Source organism: Bacteroidia bacterium (assembly GCA_016218155.1).
GTDB lineage: Bacteria > Bacteroidota > Bacteroidia > Bacteroidales > GWA2-32-17 > GWA2-32-17.
Genome location: JACREQ010000046.1, coordinates 142,831 through 162,710, shown reverse-complemented (window position 1 = coordinate 162,710; position 19,880 = coordinate 142,831). Strand labels below are relative to the sequence as shown.

16 protein-coding genes and 1 riboswitch are annotated in these 19,880 nt (G+C 30.9%); of the genes, 8 read left to right on the top strand and 8 right to left on the bottom strand.

What is annotated here, in order from left to right:
- Positions 1–36 precede the first annotated feature (36 nt).
- From HY951_08865 to HY951_08855, 3 genes are all read right to left on the bottom strand, one after another.
- A complete protein-coding gene (locus tag HY951_08865) occupies positions 37–690 on the bottom strand; it encodes a hypothetical protein (GenBank protein MBI5540154.1) in 654 nt (217 codons plus the stop codon).
- Between the two features lie 117 nt (positions 691–807).
- On the bottom strand, positions 808–2,367 hold the full coding sequence (locus HY951_08860) for a citrate lyase subunit alpha (GenBank protein ID MBI5540153.1): 1,560 nt from the start codon (positions 2,365–2,367) through the stop codon (positions 808–810).
- Positions 2,357–3,577 (bottom strand): HpcH/HpaI aldolase/citrate lyase family protein, encoded by a 1,221-nt coding sequence (locus HY951_08855; protein MBI5540152.1) that lies wholly within the window; start codon positions 3,575–3,577, stop codon positions 2,357–2,359. Before HY951_08855 ends, HY951_08860 begins: the two co-directional genes overlap by 11 nt.
- Positions 3,578–3,719: 142 nt before the next feature.
- Here HY951_08855 and HY951_08850 point away from each other — a divergent pair, with 142 nt between their 5' ends.
- Together HY951_08850 and HY951_08845 are read left to right on the top strand one after the other, a co-directional pair.
- On the top strand, positions 3,720–4,121 hold the full coding sequence (locus HY951_08850) for a DUF302 domain-containing protein (GenBank protein MBI5540151.1): 402 nt from the start codon (positions 3,720–3,722) through the stop codon (positions 4,119–4,121).
- Between the two features lie 136 nt (positions 4,122–4,257).
- Complete coding sequence (locus HY951_08845) at positions 4,258–5,703, top strand: T9SS type A sorting domain-containing protein (GenBank protein MBI5540150.1); 1,446 nt, start codon at positions 4,258–4,260, stop codon at positions 5,701–5,703.
- A 228-nt stretch (positions 5,704–5,931) separates the two neighbouring features.
- On the opposite strand, the gene HY951_08840 is transcribed toward HY951_08845, so the two are convergent.
- The 4 genes from HY951_08840 to HY951_08825 all read right to left on the bottom strand — a co-directional run bounded on the left by HY951_08840 (position 5,932) and on the right by HY951_08825 (position 11,994).
- Positions 5,932–7,179 carry a hypothetical protein gene (locus HY951_08840; protein ID MBI5540149.1) on the bottom strand — a complete coding sequence of 416 codons (1,248 nt, stop codon included), beginning with the start codon at positions 7,177–7,179 and terminating at the stop codon, positions 5,932–5,934.
- 10 nt (positions 7,180–7,189) lie between these two features.
- The gene (locus HY951_08835) at positions 7,190–9,703 is read right to left on the bottom strand and encodes a DUF2339 domain-containing protein (GenBank protein ID MBI5540148.1); all 2,514 of its coding nucleotides are present in this window, start codon (positions 9,701–9,703) and stop codon (positions 7,190–7,192) included.
- Positions 9,704–9,892: 189 nt separating this feature from the next.
- Entirely contained in the window at positions 9,893–11,278 is a 1,386-nt protein-coding gene (locus tag HY951_08830) for a T9SS type A sorting domain-containing protein (GenBank protein MBI5540147.1), read from the bottom strand.
- Positions 11,279–11,301: 23 nt separating this feature from the next.
- Complete coding sequence (locus HY951_08825; protein ID MBI5540146.1) at positions 11,302–11,994, bottom strand: hypothetical protein; 693 nt, start codon at positions 11,992–11,994, stop codon at positions 11,302–11,304.
- 248 nt (positions 11,995–12,242) lie between these two features.
- On the opposite strand from HY951_08825, the gene HY951_08820 reads away from it, so the two are divergent.
- From HY951_08820 to HY951_08810, 3 genes are all read left to right on the top strand, one after another.
- On the top strand, positions 12,243–14,117 hold the full coding sequence (locus HY951_08820) for an aldehyde ferredoxin oxidoreductase (GenBank protein MBI5540145.1): 1,875 nt from the start codon (positions 12,243–12,245) through the stop codon (positions 14,115–14,117).
- A gap of 96 nt (positions 14,118–14,213) precedes the next feature.
- Positions 14,214–14,750, top strand: a complete 537-nt coding sequence (locus HY951_08815) for a hypothetical protein (GenBank protein MBI5540144.1) — start codon at positions 14,214–14,216, stop codon at positions 14,748–14,750.
- 64 nt (positions 14,751–14,814) lie between these two features.
- Positions 14,815–15,273 (top strand): DUF4339 domain-containing protein, encoded by a 459-nt coding sequence (locus HY951_08810; GenBank protein MBI5540143.1) that lies wholly within the window; start codon positions 14,815–14,817, stop codon positions 15,271–15,273.
- Here the strand turns inward: HY951_08810 and HY951_08805 are convergent, their stop codons facing one another.
- The gene (locus HY951_08805) at positions 15,274–16,179 is read right to left on the bottom strand and encodes a peptidoglycan DD-metalloendopeptidase family protein (protein MBI5540142.1); all 906 of its coding nucleotides are present in this window, start codon (positions 16,177–16,179) and stop codon (positions 15,274–15,276) included.
- Between the two features lie 167 nt (positions 16,180–16,346).
- Between HY951_08805 and HY951_08800 the strand changes: the two genes are divergently transcribed.
- From HY951_08800 to HY951_08790, 3 genes are all read left to right on the top strand, one after another.
- The gene (locus tag HY951_08800) at positions 16,347–16,853 is read left to right on the top strand and encodes a flavin reductase family protein (protein ID MBI5540141.1); all 507 of its coding nucleotides are present in this window, start codon (positions 16,347–16,349) and stop codon (positions 16,851–16,853) included.
- 179 nt (positions 16,854–17,032) lie between these two features.
- A riboswitch (SAM riboswitch) is annotated at positions 17,033–17,139 on the top strand.
- 133 nt (positions 17,140–17,272) lie between these two features.
- Positions 17,273–18,430: a PLP-dependent transferase gene (locus tag HY951_08795; GenBank protein ID MBI5540140.1), complete on the top strand. Its 1,158-nt coding sequence runs from the start codon at positions 17,273–17,275 to the stop codon at positions 18,428–18,430.
- Between the two features lies 1 nt (position 18,431).
- A complete protein-coding gene (locus tag HY951_08790) occupies positions 18,432–19,676 on the top strand; it encodes a homoserine dehydrogenase (GenBank protein ID MBI5540139.1) in 1,245 nt (414 codons plus the stop codon).
- Positions 19,677–19,880 lie beyond the last annotated feature (204 nt).

Genomic DNA, 19,880 nt, shown 5'->3' with positions numbered 1-19,880 from the left:
TGTTATAAAGCGGTGCAATAAAATGCACCGTCTTATTTATTTTTTCTTATTACAGCTAAAAGAATAACGTAATCCTAATTCTACTTTCATATTAAAAAAAGTATTAGGGTTGCGTGGATCAGAAAAATCCAGAAACTCAATACCAGAAACAACTCCTTTAATTCCTGTAACAAATGAAAGATTTTTAATAAATACATCTTTTATTTCAGCCTGAAATACAAATCCGAATTCTGATTGAAAATTCTTGTCATCGTACTTAAAAAAAGTATTATATCTTAAATCTTTTGGATTATAAAACCGTTGAACAGTGCCTAACCTTCTAATATAATTAATTCCGATAATTGGTCCAAAAGAAATTCTTGAGTTATCATTTTCATAAAAATTCTTTAATCCAAAAACAGCCAGTTCACTACAAAGCATATTAGAATATTGATTATCATAAATCAAATCACCGGTAATCTCATCATTATAACTATAAATTACAGTCTTATAAATATTAGAGTAGTCATAACAAATTCCAAAACGTGTTTTGCCAAATTTATGAATATATTCACCACCTACACCCATTGCTCTGTTATATTGAGGATTTGAGCTTACAGTAAATGAATAATGTCCCGAAATTTCCTGAGCATTAAGAGTTATTGAGAATAAAACAAATGTTACAATAAGAAAAAGATTTTTAGGTTTCATAGTGATTTGATATTTATATTATCATCCTTAGTAAAGCGAAGGCTCTGATTATAATATGCTACACTAGATTCTTCACTTCGTTCAGAATGACAGAAAAGTCAGAATGACAGAATGGTATTATGTGTTATCAATTTCCCAAACTGTGTCAATTATAGTTCCATCAACCCATTTAACAACTGCTACAGGCTTATTGGTGAACTTTGGCTTATCGGGCACACCACAGATAGCTTCAGCTTCCTGTTTTAACTGTTCAATTGTTTTAATAGGCAATTTGGAATTTTTCATTTTCTCGATTAAATCTTTGCGTAAAGGGTTAATTGCTATTCCACGTTCTGTTACAATTACGTCTATTAATTCACCGGGACCACAAATTGTTGTAACCTCATCACGTACAACTGGCATTCTATCACGGAAAAGAGGAATTGGCAATATTGTACATTTTGAAGCAATACAATTTTGCCACCCGCCAATACCATGTAACAACACACCATCAGAATGTGTAACAACATTTGCATTAAAGTTTACATCAACTTCAGTAGCACCAAGTATAACAACATCTACCATTGAAGCGAAATTTCCTTTGCCGTGGTAATTATAGCTTGTAAACGGACTGGTATTTACATGCCCTTCATTCTCACGCATTGAACGCACGCCTTCTAAATCGAATGTTTGTCCATCAAGAATATAATCAAGAAGACCGTCTTCTAACATTTTTACAAGATATTTATTACTTCCTCCCCTCGCCCATCTCGACTTCATGCCACGCTCACGAAGAATTTCGGCAAAATAAATACCTATTGAAAGTGCTGTACCACCAGCTCCTGCCTGAAATGAGAAACCATCTTTTATAATTCCTGCTTCATCGCAAAATTGTGCAGTCCACTCTGCTAACAATAAACGATCGGGGCTTTTTGTAACTTCTGTTGTACCGGAAACAATTTTCTCCGGAATACCTACTTTATCAACAACTACAACATGGTCTACATAATTTCCCTGAATCTGCCATGGGTAACAAGGAAAAGGAACAATATTATCAGTTACAACAATAACTTTATTTGCATATTGTGAATCGGCTAATGCAAATCCTAACAATCCACACGCAGCCGGACCACGATCACCTGTTGCATTACCAAAAGCATCAGCAGTTGGAGCAGCAATTACAGCAATATCGATAACAACTTCGCCATCCTGTATTGCCTGATAACGTCCACCATGAGAACGAAGAATTCCCATTCCTTTCATTTTCCCCTGTGAAGTAAAACGACCTAATGATCCATTCATACTTCCTTCGATATGATGAATTGTACCATCTTCAAGGTATTTTATTAAAACAGCCTGGCATTCAAAAGAAGCAGATGGAACCCATACCAAATCTTTTACACCAAGTTCTTTTGCAATATCAAAAATCTGAATTGCAACCAAATCTCCATTACGAAAATGATGATGTGTAGAAATTACCATACCATCGCGCAAACCGGATTTTATTAAGGCATCTTTTAAAGTTGCAACAGTTTTGTTTCCATCATCAGGAAAATCGGAACACGAAACAATCTGAGGAGCATATTTTCTTCCTGTTGGCTTATGTTTGCCCACACCCATATATGGAACCTGTGGAACTCCGTTTACTTCGGTTGGAACTAATCGTCCCAATGCATTTTTTACAAAATTAGCTGACATGTTGTTCTTCCTTCCAATTTTGGTTAATTTTTCCTGTTTTTAAAGCTAAATCTATAGTATTCTGAGCACGTTTCACTACCGGTGGATCAATCATTTTAGTTCCTAGCGATACAACTCCCAAACCTTTTGCTGTTGCTTCATCAAAAGCTATAACAATCTTCTTTGCTTTTTCTATTTCTTCGGTTGCAGGAGCATAATTTTCGTGAATCACTTTTATCTGACGTGGATGAATACAGCCCATTCCATCAAAACCCAAAGCCTTTGATTTTAGCACATTGTTTTTAAGACCTTCCATATCCATAACATCAGAAAAAACAGAATCGATGGGCTGAATACCTGCAGCACGACAAGCGTTTACAACCTGACTTCTTGCAAATAAAGATTCTATTCCATCTGCAGTTCTTCTGGTTCCTAGATCGGCTGTATAATCTTCCAAACCAATTGCCATTGCAACAACATTTGAAGCAGCAGTAGCAATTTCAAATGATTTAATAACACCTAATGCACTTTCAACAATTGGCATAAGCCATATATTTCCGGTAACATTATATTTTTTCTTAATATTTTCTATTTTGTTATTTACCTGATGAATCTGATCGGCACTCTCGCACTTTGGCACTAAAATCAAATTTACATTATGAGGCACAATAAAATCAAGATCATCTAATCCTTTTGGAACCTGATTAATTCTAACCATTCTCTCGGCTCCGTAAAAATCAAGATTTCTTAATGCATTTCTTACCAAAAAACTGGCTTCAAATTTTTTATCAGGTGCAACTGCATCTTCCAAATCTAAAATAATTCCGTTTGGTTTATGAACACCAGCATTTAACATTAATGATGGGCTATTTCCCGGAAGATATAATCGCGAAAACCTGTTTTGATCTTTGGCTGTCTGGTAATTATTCTGCTCAAGAAATGGCAACAAAAATTCTTTATCAGTTTTTATTAGTTGCTTTATTGTTGCCTCAATTCTGGCAGCAATTACAAAAAGTAAAGCACCGGTATCTTCAATTGTTATTTTGGCATTTTTAATTTCAAAAAAAGCAAGAATTTCATTGGTAATTTGCAAAATTGACTTACCAAACATAAGCTTTACCTTGCTTTCGAGAATTATTTCAATTCCACCTGTTTTAGTAATTTCTATACTTACAAAACAATCGGACCGAACTCCTTTACCTTTATTTCCCGATGATGCTATTGTACTCATTTTATTGTCTTATTATCAGATTATCAGAACATTTTACATTAAAATAATACTGAGCGAAGTTAAATAAAATTATGTGAATAATAATTCTTAAATTTATATCATTAAACATAATATTAACATTACTATTAAACTAAATAATTATATGAAAACAAATGAAATGTTTATAGAATTTGAAAGCAAATTTGGTTACACAGAAACTATAGAAAAATTAACTGAGACTATACTAGCAAATGAATGGAAAATGCCTGCTGTTCATGATTTACAGGAAATATTAAAAAAGAGTGGCAAAGATGTTTTACCAATTAAAGTTCTGGAACTTTGTAAATCGAAATATTCATCACAATTACTGGAAAAAGACGAATTAAGAAATGTATCAACATTAATGCCTTGCAGAATTTCGGCTTATGAAAAAGATAATGGTAAAACTTATATTTCACTAATGAATGCAGATTTACTTGCTAAACAAATTGGTGGAAAAGTAGAAGAAGTAATGGCACAGGCTTATAGTGAAATTGAGAAGATTGTTGAGGGGTTTAGAAAGTAGTAATAAACAGGTTAAGGATTAAAAAATCCTCAAATATTATCGTCGGGATTACAACTATTTCAGCGAAGCTAAATCCCGACGAGCAAAAATTACAATTATGTTTAAATTAAATGGGTTATATTTATAATTTAAAAATATGAACAACAGTTTAAAATATATTTATTTATTAAGCATATTATTAATTGTATTATTAAATGGATACTCACAACAAATAACATTTAATAAAGTATATAATTATATTAGTTTAAATGCTAATTCCATTGCTTTTTCTGTGCAACAAACAGCGGATTCTGGCTACGTTATTGCTGGAAAAGTAAGTATAACTAATGGAAATCCATGGAATCAAGAGGTTTTAATTATTAAAGTAAATAAATATGGAGATACTTTATGGACAAAAACTTCTGGTGGATCATTGGCTGATATTGCTTATGATATCGAAAGAACTTCTGATGGTGGTTATATTGTTGCAGGCATAAAGGATTGTATTGTTAATACGATAAATTTTAGCATTATTGGTAATATGTGGATTTTAAAATTAAATCAGAATGGTGATACACTCTGGACTAGAACATATGGTGGACCATATAATGACTATGCAAATTCAATTAAACAAACTGCTGATGGTGGTTATATTGTTGCCGGTACAAAAAACAATACTGGAATAAATTCCCATGGTGACATTTGGGTTCTTAAATTAAATCAAAACGGTGACACAATCTGGACAAAAACTTTTCATTTTTCAAATTATTTATCAGAAGCAAACACTATTTTTGAAACTAATCAAGGCAATTATTTTTTGGTTGGTTCATCAGCTATAGGTTCATCATCAATTGCAAAAATTCTAGTTTTAAAATTACAGAATAACGGCGATTCCATTTGGTGTAAGAAGCTCAATGGATACATTGGAAATGATGTTATTCAAATTGAAGATTCAAATTTAATCGTTGCAGGCCGTGGTAATCCGGGTGGTTTAATTTATAAATTAAATGCAAGTGGCGATATTATTTGGACAAGAAACTGTCCTCCAGATCAAGGATATTATTTCCAGATAAATTCTTTAACAACAGATACTAGTGGAAATATTATTGCCATGGGAGAAAAATCAAATACTTATGATCAAATTGATTTATGGTTACATAAATTATCAACTAATGGTGATTCTTTATGGACTAAATTTTATGATTTTTCTATGAAAGATCAAGGCATGAACATAAAAAATACTAATGACGGTGGTCTTATCGTTGCAGGCAGATCAGATGATTATGCATGGTTATTTAAGTTAGACGAGAATGGAAATTTAACTACAAATAACATTTTAGATAATAATAATTTTAATGTTTGGAATTATCCTAACCCTTTTTCTAATTCAACAACAATATATTATCAAATACCATCATGCAACAATAAAATGGTTGAAATTACTATTCTTAATAGTATGGGTAACATTATAAAAACTATTAATAGCAATTCAAATGAAAATTATGTTTTATTTGACTCAAATGATTTACCATCTGGTATATATTTTTATAAAATAAGTACAGAAAATACTTCAATTTGTAAAAAAATGATTTTAATAAAATAATGCAAGCACGTGCTTGCATCTTGTGAGCAATTGAATAACTTTCAATTAGATTATAGACTAGATTTAGCTTCGCTAGAAATTGTTCTTCACGGAGTTTATCCTGACGAAGGAAGGGTTCATAATGACATACTACTTTTTTTGTCATCCTGAGTGTAGTGAAACGTAACGAAGGATCTAGGCTGAGAACTTGAACCATACACTAGATTCTTCACTTTGTTCAGAATGACATTAAACCTCATCCTTTTTAGGCATTTCTTTAATCATTTTAAAGCAAATGAAAGCAATAATAATTGCTACAAAAGCTATAACAACCCAAATAAAAAGAGGGTTATAATAAAATGGTTTATTTTCTTCTTGTACAATTTTTTCAATATTAGATATATTTCCTGTTGTTAATTGAGGTAAATTATCCGGAATACTATCTGTAAAGAATTTAAGATCGTAAATTGGTGGATTAAGTTTATCATTTCCGAATTTTAAAGTATAAACACTCCCCTCATTTAAATTTGCAATAACATAATGATTTAATTCAAAAGCGTTAACTTCTTTTATTCGCAATGGTTTATCATCAAAATTCTGAATTATCAGATATAATTCCTTTGCAGGAAATGCCGAAAAAGTAATTACATTTTCAGAGTTTGAAGTAATTTTAGTTGGTTTAATTTCTTCATACTCTGATTCAGCTTCACCTTTTACGATAACACTTTTAACCAACGATATTGAAGCATCTCTGAAATAAAATTCAGGACCATCAACAACAAATTGCAATTTATCTATATATTGTTGCTGATCGAAAGAAATTTTTACTATACTTTGTTTTAATGTATCTGTCTGGGAAATTTTAACATTATTAATTTGCGAATATTTTCCAGTCTCAACTGACCAGTCATAATAACCTGCTTTTAATATATTAATAGGATTATCGAAATAATCGTAAATTAACAATTCATAATACTCATAATTAGATCTCGGAAAATTTAATATCCTGATTTCAGAAGTATTGTCATCATTATAAAAGGACTGAAAATAATAATGTTCTTTTAATGCGTACCATTCTTTCTGATCGTCACTGGCATTAAGAGTTAGCCATTTTCTAACATCAGCATTTTTTATAACTAATGAGAAATTTGTTATTTCATTTTTCTTTGGATTATGAATAACCAATCTTGTATAATCGTACCTGTGCTCTTTCTTAATAATAGTGTACTCTTTAAACATTTGTTTGTACAAAATCGGTTTTTCGGAATACTGAATATACGGCACTTCATTTCCGATACTATCATAAATTCTTAAATCAGCCAGATCAGATTTTATTTTTCCTGAAATTACCGTACTTAACAATATCTCATTAAAACCTGTCTTTTCTACTTTTGTAGTTTTGCTTTCCCACTTAAAATCCTGTGAAGACAATGAAAATACAGAAATAATATTTAAGAAAACAAAAACTATAACAATATTTCTAAATAGTGATTTCATAATTATTTTTTTATAATTCCTTTTCAGCTTTAGATTCTGCTTCTTTATTTTTAATATCATCTTCTAAAATCAATCTTTTTAGTTTCTGATACATAAACGAAATAACGAGTAACAATATACCTAAAGAAATAAACGCAATAACTTTACCTCCTTCATTAATCCCTCTAATATCCCATGTAAATAGTTTGATTAATGTTACAGCAAAAACAGATAATGAAATTATTCTAAGCATCTGGTTCTTATTTTTCATTCCTAAAAACATTAATACAAAGGATGTCAACCCCCAGAAAATAGGGTAAGAAATTTTTCGCGATTGCAATAACATTGCTTTTATAGTATGTGTTGCATCAACCTGAGTTAACACAGCCAAATGGTCGAGCTCCGAACTTCCAACAAATAGAAAAACAAATACTCCAAACCATAATGAAATAATACTCATTGCTGATTTATTCCCATAAAGATTGGAATAACTTCTCCATATCATGAATATAATTCCTAAAACAAAGATCACACTCAAATAATGGAAAAGAAATGGGGTTAATGACAATTCTTCGCCTGTTATGTATGTATCTCTTGTCAGTGAGGTTTGGAAATTAAAGAAAATCATATAGAATATAGACACAAAAAATCCAATTCCCAGAACAATATTTTTCAGAACTTCTTCTTTTCTGTAATAAGACCAGATTAATAATCCCAATACATAAGCTAAATGAAAAACACCAAGGTAAACATGTCGCACACACAAATATTCAATATTTTGCCATAATTGATACTGAATTTCTAACAATAATCCTAGATATAAAAAAAGAACTAATATAGGTAACAATATCCATCGATATACCTTAGTTCCGGTTTCTATATATTTTGGTATTGATGGTTCAAACCTTAGTAAATAAATATTTAGAAATAACGAAACAACTACAGCCATACTTGTAATAAATGCTTTGTTAAATATTAAGGCAAGTGGCTCTGTTAGGGCAATACCATAAAAATCTGCATCTGCTTTGGTTAAATATTTATCATAATAAATGTAAATATGCGACCAATCAATTACCAGACTTATCAGCATAAGAGGCATTAAAGTAACTGCTGCAAGTTTAATAATTTTAATTCCAGATTTTTGGGAAAACCATAACAATAAAGCAGTCTCAGCAGCCCAGAATAATGTTATATAACTTCCATCTAACTGAATAGGTGCTGTTAAACTAACAAATGTTAGAACAAATCCTATTAGCAAATAAATAAGATTGCGGTCAACTTGCTTACGCTTGTATAAAAGTAATGCAAAAAGCAAATTAAATAATGCAATAGCTATAGTAAATATACCCTGTAATCTTGCTGATTGAACATTATTAAGAATTACCATACCGGCAGCAAAAAACATAAAAGTATTAGTTAACAGTATAGTTATTTCACTCCAATTAAATTTTCTCTTTTCTTTAATGTTATTAATAATATTCATAAGGAAGAAAATGGCATAAAATACTGATCCAAATATTAAAGCACCTAAATATGGAGGATGAGCCTTCTCACTTACCTGATAACCCAACCAACTACCATAAATTATTGTAGTAAATGCAAAACAAATAACATTAAGCCAATACCAGTTTTTAAAGTATGATAAAACTAACATACCTACATTTAGAATTATTAGGTAAGAAAATAACACTATGTAGTTACCATCACCAGTACTTACAAACAAGGGAGTTCCAAACCCGCCAACAATAGCAATAATTGCTAATATTTGTCGGTTATAAGCATGTGATAACAGTACTGCAAAACCTGTAATTACAACCATTATAGCAAATGCTGCAGTCTGCGAAAATAAATGATAACTCTGAAATCCAATTGTAATAGTAAAATATAATACAGCTATTCCACCTCCAACAAGAATAGAACTAAATGTTTTGTATGATTTTCTTAATTTATGAGCCAATGTAATTAATGCACCACCTGCTAAAATTCCAATAGCAACTCTTCCAACCTCATTAATCCAGTTTCTGTCAATTGCATATTTTACAAAAAATGCTAATCCCAATACCAATACACCAATACCAATAATACTTAACAAATGCTCACCAATCCATTTCTCAAGATCAGTTTTTGGCTTTGGAGTTTTTGTAACTACTGGTTTAACAGGGCTTGCAACCGGCTTAACAGGAGTTTCTATCTTATTTTGAATTACAGGTTCTTCCTTTTTAATAACTGGTGGAACAATAATATTTTCCTGCTCTTTTTTAATTTCTATTACAGGAATTGGTGCCTGCTCCTTAATAGGTGGAGCAACTACCTCAATAACAGGCTTAACTATCTCAACCGGCTTAACTATTGGAACTTGCTGAACTACAGATTTTATATCCTGCACTACTTTAGCATTTCTATCTTTTGCTAAATCTGTTCTGAGATCTGTAATACTTTTATTTATTTTACCTACCTGAGAACTTACCCTTATCATAAATATTATTACAAGTGCAAGTATTCCCAGTAAAAGCATTACCGATAAACCTATAAAAAATTCTTCCATAGCTAGCTTTATTAGTTTGTTTGTAAACAAATATACAAATTTATTAATACAGTACTAATTGGTTTTAATAGTTATAAGAATTATTAAGATTTTTTTCATTTTATAATAAACCTTATTCCATATAAAAAAATAGTTGCCGGATAAAAATCCGGCAACCACCAATCAAAAATGAAAAAACATACCTAAAACCTACCTAATTATCAATTTTACTGATTTAGCATTATTTGCTGTTTGAATATTAGCAATGTACATCCCTTCTGATAAATTAAAATCAACCAAATTAATTTTATTTTCCCTATCAGATAATACCTTAGAATATTTTGTAATCAATCTTCCATTTAAATCATAAATACTTATTATTATATTTTCATTAACTGAACTTATTATAATATTTAAACTTTCATTATTCTGAAAAGCATTTACTGTATTATCAGTTACATTGCAATTTGTGGTTACAATTCTTTCATCCATAACATCAGCTATTCCCGAAAAATCTACCTGAGTCAACCGATAATATGCAACTTGATTTTTAGTTGAATTATCTTCAATTTGATAATTTATTATTTGATTGGAATTTCCACTTCCTCTAATTTTTGCAATCTGCGAAAATTTTTCTCCTTCATACATTTTCTCTACAATAAAATAATCACAATTTGTTTCAGTTACTGTTGACCATTTTACAGCTACCTTATCATTGTCACATTCTGCACTAAATGACATTAATTCAACAGGAAGCGGATTATTAACTGTAGCCGAACCTAACGTAAAAGGACTAAATGTACTAACAACACCAGATGTAACTGAACCCAAAGTTGAGTTTCCAGTAGTTGCAGTAGAGCCGGCATCAGTCCATTTTGAACCATCCCATCTTGCTACTCTTATATCATTTACCAGAGAAACTCCACTTAAATTATCCCAATTTAATGTAACGTTTACATTACTACTTCCATTTGTTCTATCTAAAATCCAATACTCTTTTACACTAACATTATTAATACCAACACCTAATAAATCTACAGAATACAAAGGATCTGGATTATCTTTATAATATATAGCAGTAAAATTATCTGTAATATTTCCTGGAGCCGAAATTCCTATCGGAGCATATTTTCCGCTTTTCCCAATTGGAAAAACAAAAGCATCATTTCCCACCTTTCTGCAATTACCATTAATATAATTCGAAGTATTTGCTCCGGTTACATTTGCATTATCATTTATAATAACTTCATTAGTTCCAGTATTTAACAAACCAACTGTAAACGTTAAAGTTTTATTAATAGCAAAATACCCGGTACCAATTAAAGATACACCATTAGTGTTATTTATTGTAAAGCTGTAAATATCATTATTACTGCTACCTGAAATATTACCATTACTGGAACCAGAGAAAGTAATTGTTTCTGAACCCTTGGTATAAGTTCCATTATTAATAAAGTTTCCATTCTGAATTTCCAACGAGGTAGTACTAACAAATTCAATTTTCCCGCCAGCAGTAATTTCAACACCCTGTGCCTGTATTTCATTTGTTAAAACAAATGACAAGCAAATTGCAATTAATATCTTAAACTTTTTCATAACATTAAATTTAAAAAAGTTTATTATTTAGAAAATTCGGTACGACTGCCTTCAGTATCCTTTTCATAATGGAAATCAATTCCTAGTAATCCTACTTCGTTTGCAAATGTATCAGATGCATCTGCTGCTTTTCTATATAATCTACATACTAAAATGGTACTAATACCCAATCCCGTTCCGCTTATTGTAGGAAAAGAAGTTATTAAATGTTGTCCAGTTCCTGAAGGAACTCCAATAGCAGCTATTACAGAGTTTGCAGTTAAAGTTGTAGTTGTTGGAAAATTACCACCAATTGCTGATACAGTATATTCTAAACCCCAAACCACATTAGTGCCAGACGGTGTACCAGTTGCAGTTGTCCAGTGAACATGAGGATTAATATCACTACCTAATTTATATCCGTGTGGAATTTGTATAGTAAAATATACTTCTTGTTCAGAAGAAGCCGAAAACATCCATAAAAAAACACCCTGGCTTGTACCACCTGCATTCTTTTTAAATGCTGATGCACCAGAACCTCCCCAAGAAGGAGGATTACTTCCACCTCTGCTAGTTGCATCAGGATAAATCATTATATCATCAAAAACAGTAGCAGCTCCATCCATTCTTAATGTTCCATCAGCTTCAATAACAAAATTGTTATTTATTTTTACTTCTTGTGCAAACATTGTTGTTGCTGTTAGAAGTATTGCGATTAAAAATATATTGCGTTTCATAAAAAGATAGGTTAAAAATTACTTTACAAAGATGGGGTCATTGCACATGCAAAAAAAAGAGTGATAAAACGGATTTTGATAAAATTTTAACGGGTATTATTACTTAGTTTTTTTTGGTACTTTATACTTATATCTTAATAATAGTATAACATTACTTTAAAGAAATAAAATAATACAATTTTAAAACATAAAAAAATATAGTATTTAATACTTTTAATTTAGTATTTTAGCTGAAATATTAAATTAACATGGAAAGTTTTATTAAAGTATTGATGATAGATGCCTCAACCGGTTTCTATAAAATGCAAAGATATCAGATTGGAAAATATTATGGTCCTGTAGATATTGGGTTCCATTTATCAGGCGTACATAATAGTTTAACAATAGGCACAGGATTATTGGCAGGATCAATACTTCCAGGTTCTAATCGTCTGATTTTTTCTGGTTTCTCGCCTTGTTGGGCAGGATTTTATGTGTCTTCAATGGGCGGTGCCGGGTTAGTATTCGACAATCTTGGAATAAGTATGATTTCTATTGTAGGAAAAGCAAAATCTAACTCAATATTATATTTAAACAGAAATCACGGTGAAGAAATTGAGCTTGAAATTCAACCTTTGGATACACAAACAATTTGGAAAAGTGGAAGAAAAGGCGTGTACTCTATGATGGATTATACTTATTCAAAATTCGGACACAGATATGAAACAGATCCGAGGATTTTAGCGACTGGTCCTGCATCTCAGATGACCGACTTTGGATCAATCTGTTCTGCTCCCATAAAAAATAAAGACATTACTTTTGTTGACACTTGGGCAGGACGAGGTGGGTTTGGAAGTAAAATGTTACAACAACATGGAATTGCCTCTATCATTTATGGAGGAACTTTCTTAGATGAAGACTTCAGAGATCGTAAAGTAGCCGATTCATGGTTTGAAGACAAATACAATAAAAAACTTGCTGCAAAAGACATTGAGGCAACTACAAAATATCGTTTTGATGAACATTTTGAAACAGGCGGAACCTTAGGAGTAAATTATGCAACAGTTGGAAGTAAAATAATTGCCTTTAATTACAAATCTATTTATTGGAGCGAAAACGACAGAAAAGAATTACATCAGAAATTTGTTGTTGATCATTATTTAAAACAGTTTAATGAAGAAACCATTAAAACCAAACAACAAAAAAATTGTGGAGAACCTTGTGCTGCTGTTTGCAAAAAAATGAATCATGAATTTAAAAAAGATTACGAGCCATATCAGACAATGGGGCCACTATCCGGCATATTTGATCAACGTGCTGCAGAACTATTGAATCACCATGCAGATATGTTAGGGTTTGACGCAATATCGGTTGGCGGTGTTATTTCATGGTTGTTTGAGTGTATATCTGAAGGCTTACTAAAACTTTCTGAAGTTGGTCTAAAAGAAAAACCTGTTTTTGGTGCAGAAGGGTTCGATATTGTTAACGACTCGATGAAAAATGCACAACTTGGAGTTGCTTTATTGGATAATGTTATTTCTGGTAAGTATGACATGCTTGACATGAGTGACGGAGCCAGATTATTAGCTCATAAGATCAGTCAGGATAGAGGAAAAAGAGTAATGGACAAATTTGTATTTGCAGGATTCAGACGAAAAGGTTGGATGGTTCCTAATCAGTACTGGACACCAGGAGTACTTTCACCAATGCCAATGATGGGAAAATATTATATGTACTATGGAAAGGATTTTATGGATCCAAGAAAACTTGGTAGAGAAAATGCAAACAGAATGATAAAAGAATTAATGCTCGACAATATGGGTATATGTAGATTCCATAGAGCCTGGGCAGAAGATATGATTTCTGATATCATTGGTAAACTTTATAACAAAAAGTTTGAATATGTAGAATCTGTTAAAAATATTTCTTCATGGATTAACAGTAGAAACTCTTCATCTTTTTGGGAATCTGAAAGGAATATGGATTTAGTTCATACATTTATTAAAAATAAATTTGAAGAAAAATCTGATGAACTTGAACTTAATTATTGGTATGAAAGATTTAATGTTAACAAACAGGAAGCAGCTTTTGAATACTGGTATGAAATACACAAAGGTGTTCACGAATCATTAAAAGAGTATTAGATTTTTTGCATAAATTAAAATGTTATTAAATTTTACAATAAGATATTTTTAATTTAAATTTAATAAATTATCTTTAAAACTTATTATTTATCAAGTATGAATAATTGGATTGAAGAAGCAGAGAAACGTCAAAAAGATAAAGACTCAAGTTTTACTCAGGAAGTTCGCGAAGAGAGTGAAATCATAAAGGATAATCATGAAAAATTGATCCCATTTATAACAAAGTTAAATGACCTTATTGACAGAGTCTCCAGAATATCTCCTGAAGAACGAAAACCAAGCATAGAAATAGGTTCAACTCATCTGAGCGGCGACTTAAAATATGAATTTTTTGGCTCTGCTTTTCAAACAAAAGAAAAACGAATTGCATTAATAATTAAAAAAAATAAAAACTACATATTCTGGAGAAGATTTTATATTTCTGTTACAGATACTTCAGGACTTATTAAAATAACAATATACGAGAAAGGAACCTCACAAACAAATCCTGATGATGTTATTAAAAGAAAAATGAAACTACTTACTAAAATAGATAGTTGTAATGATGCATCTTGTTTTAACATTATAGATTGGCTAGTATTTAAGATTTCTTCAAATGATCTTAAAAGACTAATACCACATTTACATCATTAAAAAATAACCAAAAGGTCAGATATTTTACATTCTATTATTACATTTTTGCAATAATCTTAAAAAAATGAATAAGATTTTTCTTTTCGATGGTAAAGAAAAAACAGGTCCGTTTTCTGAAGAAGACTTAAAAAACTTATATTTAAATAAAAAAATGCGTTTTTGGTATGATGGAATGCCCAAATGGCTACCCATTGAAATGCTTGGCAATGCTACAATTCAAAATAAACTTTTCGCTAAACCAAAAAAGATTAGAAATTACACACTAATATATTTAATGTGGGTTTTTATAGGTATAATTTCTTTATTTGTTTTATTACTATACACATTTTTATTTGATGAGTTTGGTGAAACTGAACTTATTCAGTTTTCACTTTATTGGTTTGGTCCACTTGTTTTTAGTATTACAACTTTAATATCTGCATACTCAAAAAGTAATAGACCATTATTATATGGTCTATTAGCAGCTATTTCGGGTACTGTTTTTCTTATATTATTCTTCGGAATAATCTGGTCGGCCTTATAATTATAGTTTAAGCTTCTGACCTATGCTTAAAATAGAATGCTCAGACAAATTATTTTTATTGCACAATGCAGCAACAGAAGTATTATTTCTCTTTGCTATAGAATACAAAGTATCTCCTTGTTTTATAGTATAAAAATCTCCGTTTTTATCCATTTTAAAATCTGCTGGTGAGGTGGTTTTTGGTTTTGACGATTTAGTTTTTCTATGAAAAAAAGAATCATTGGTTACAACCAAGGAATCATTAGAAATTTTCTGATTCTGAAAATCAACTACCAATCTTGGATTCATAGGTTCTTCTAAATATCTAACTTCAAAATGAAGATGATCACAAGTAGCACGACCAGTTCTGCCACCTAAACCAAGTACCTCACCCGCTTTAACTTCAGAATTAACCTTAGCAATTCTTTTTGAAAGATGAGCATAACATGTTTCCAAACCGTTATAATGTCGAACAACAACAATGTTACCATAACCACTGAAATAACGGCTAATTCTAACTACTCCATCAAATGCAGAATGAACAGAATCACCTTTTGCAAGCCTTAAATCAATTCCTGCATGTACCCGTCCATGTCTCCAGCCAAATTCTGAAAGTACCATTCCAGGAACAGGCATATAAAAATTTGAATTATCTGAAGTTAATAAGCTTAAAATAATTGAGTCGTTTATTGATACTTTTTTGTGTCTGCTTAATCTTATATATAATGTATCCCAGTCATTTCCATAAATTGATTGAGATGGAATAACTATATTTCCAGCAGATAAAACAGAAGGAGTTACAGTATCAGGATTAGTAATTTCACCGTTGGTGTTTAGCTCATTTTCAGTTTCGACCTTTTGAGCTTGTGCAAACATCAGAGATACAACGAGTAATGCTAATGTTAAAAATATTTTCTTAGACTTCATTTTGTAAAAATAGCAAAAATCTGCTTATATCAAAAAACAATTTAAACTATTTTAAGACTTTTTATGAAGTAATTCAAAAGCAATGCATTGATATTTTGATATATATACACCATGTGCAAAAAAGATCATTTTGACTAACACATCATATATATTTGTAAAAAATTACAATCATGTATAAAACAATACTACCCGAAGAGCTTAACGAAAACATTTTTAAGCTTATAGCTAAAGATTGGATGCTATTATCTGCCGGAAATATTGACAATTTCAATAATATGACGGCTTCATGGGGTGGAATGGGAAATTTGTGGAATAAACCGGTTGCATTTATTTTTGTTCGTCCACCAAGATATACATATAAGTTTATTGAGTCGAATGATTTTTTTACAATAAACTTTTTTGAAGAAAAATATCGTGATATTTTGAATTTAAGTGGAACAAAATCTGGTCGTGATATTGACAAAATGAAAAATATTGGATTAACACCTGTAGAAAGCAAAAATAAATCTGTGTATTATTCAGAAGCTCGTTTAATAATGGAGTGCAAAAAAATATATTTTCAGGATATTAATCCAGAAAATTTTCTTGATGACACTATTATAAACAAATATCCTCAAAAAGATTTTCATAGAATGTATGTTGGCGAAATTACTCAAACTTTATTAAAAGCATAACTTAAACTTTACATTCATCAATGTTACATTAAGCTCCTATGGAGCTTAAAATTTTTTGTTATGTCTATTTATTAACATTAAAATCCTACGGATTTTTCACATAATAAAAATAGTTATAAAGAAATATTTTTTTGCACAATTCATTTTTTTGTTTTTACTTTGCACAAGTTCTTTTCATTCACTTATCGAGAAAAGCAGAGGGAAATGGCCCGACGAAGCTTTGACAACCTACTCTACGCAAGTAGAATAAGGTGCCAACTCCAACCCCAAAAGGGAAAGATAAGTTAGATTAAGCTGAAAATATAACACAAAAAATATTCAATGCTCATCTGACTTAAAACAGATGAGCATTTTTTTTGGCTCATTCACGAAGCTTATTTCAATAGGTGAATAATGTTAAACCATTAAATTATTTACCAATGAGCAAAACAACAGACATTATTCATTCAATTCCGGTTGACGAATTAACCGGTTCAATTTCAGTTCCTATTTATCAAACTGCAACCTATGTGCAACAAGCACCAAATGTAAACAAGGGATTTGTTTATGGTCGCACTAATAATCCAACCAGATTAACACTTGAGAAAATTGTTGCTAAATTAGAAGACGGAATAGCTGCATATGCATTTGCAACTGGACTAGCAGCCATTGATGCAGTCTTAAAAACTCTTTCAACCGGCGACGAAATAGTTGCTGTGGATGACATTTACGGTGGCGCTTATCGCCTTTTTACTAAAATTTACAATAATTTTGGAATTAAAGTGCATTTTGTTGACTCAACAAATGCTGAAAATGTAAATGATTTTATTAATGAAAAGACTAAGCTGCTTTGGCTAGAATCACCAACAAATCCAACACTTAAAATTTCAGATATAAAAAGACTTTCAGAAATCGCAAAAAAGAAAAATATTACAGTTGTAGTTGATAATACTTTTGCATCACCAATTGCACAACAACCATTGAAACTTGGAGCAGATATAGTAATTCATAGCGGAACAAAATATTTAGGAGGACATTCTGATTTACTTGCAGGATTGGTTGTTGTTAAAACTGAAGAATTATCAGAAAAAATAAAATTCATTCAGAATGCTGCTGGTGGAATTTTAGGTCCACAGGATTGTTGGTTACTAATTCGTGGTATAGAAACTGTAACTTTAAGAGTAGAACGCCAATGTAACACAGCGCTAAAAGTTGCCGAGTACCTTCAAAATTGCGAAGAAGTTGCAGAGGTTTTTTATCCTGGATTAAAAAATCATAAAAATCATGAGATAGCAAAAATTCAGCAAAATGGGTTATTTGGAGGAGTAGTTTCATTTTCATTAAAAGAAGATACAGAAAAAGCTGCAACAGCTGTTATAACATCTACAAAATATTTCAAACTTGCAGAAAGTCTTGGTGGAGTTAAAAGTTTAATTTGCCTTCCTGCTCAAATGACTCATTTATCTGTACCACGTGAAAAAAGATTACAATCAGGTATAAAGGATTCATTAATCAGACTTTCATGCGGAATTGAAGATGCACAGGATTTAATTGATGATTTAAAACAGGCTTTTTCAAAGGTAACAGAAAATAAATAACATGACACAAAATAAAGAACTTACAATAGGATTATTTGGCTTTGGAGTTGTTGGCGAAGGAATTTACAAGGTTTTACAACAAACGCCTACACTCAAAGCTAAAATAAAAAAAATATGTATTAAGCATCCCGAAAAACTAAGGGATGCGCCTGCAGAATTATTTACAACAAATCGCAATGATTTGCTTTATGATAGTTCAATTAATGTAATAGTAGAACTAATTGATGACGCTGATGCAGCATTTGAAATAGTATCTAATGCATTAAAACAAAAAATTGCAGTTGTAAGTGCAAATAAAAAAATGATAGCACAACATCTTGCAGAATTATTAAAACTTCAGCAGGAAAACAATGTCTCATTTTTGTATGAAGCAGCTGTTGGTGGCAGTATTCCCATTATTCGTAATCTTGAAGAATATTACGACAACGATTTACTAAACTCATTTTCAGGAATAGTAAACGGCTCTACAAATTACATTCTAACAAAGATTAATGAAGAAGGACTTGATTACAATAAAGCATTGCTACAAGCTCAGGAATTAGGTTTTGCAGAAAGCAATCCTGCCCTTGATGTTGAGGGAATTGATGCAGTAAATAAACTTACAATAGTATTAAAGCATGCATATGGAGTTACAGCAAATTCAGAAACTATAACGCACAAAGGTATAACATTTCTTAATTCCGATGATGCAAAATATGCTTCAGAAAAATGCTATAACATTAAACTTGTAGCCAATGCTAAAAGAATCTCAGACGACAAAATTGTTGCTTATGTATTGCCATCATTCGTTAATAACAAAAGTCAGCTATTCAATATTCGCAATGAGTATAATGGAGTATTGATAGGTAGTAAACTTGCCGACGAACAGTTTTTATATGGGAAAGGTGCAGGTCGGTACCCTACTTCATCTGCAGTACTTAGCGATATTGCTGCTTTGCGTTACGATTACAGATACGAATACAAAAAATCTTTTACTGGATTAAAATATAATTTAACAAAAGACTACATAATTAGAGTTTTTGTAAGTTTTAATCAAAAAGATAATATCGACACAAGTTCTTTTGTTGAGATTGAAGAGACTTATAAAAGTTCCAAACGAAATTATTTAGTTGGAATAATTAAAATTTCAGATTTAGAAAATGCTAGCTGGTTTAATAATAAAGATGTGTCAACTATAGCATTTTCATCGGAAGTAGAAAATCAGCCTAAAGCAACAAAGCTACAACATGAATTAATAGAAATATAATTTCAGGTTATTAGCTAATCGAGATTTGCAATCTCGATTTTATTAATAAAGGATTTAAAATCCTTTAAATAACAAACGTTTGGATTACAAATCCAAACGAGCTCTGTTGTATTTATGTATCTCATAATCAATTTACAATCCGTAATTATCTTTTGATGTCAGGTCTTTCGACCTGACAAAAAATAAAATAAAAAACAGTCAGGT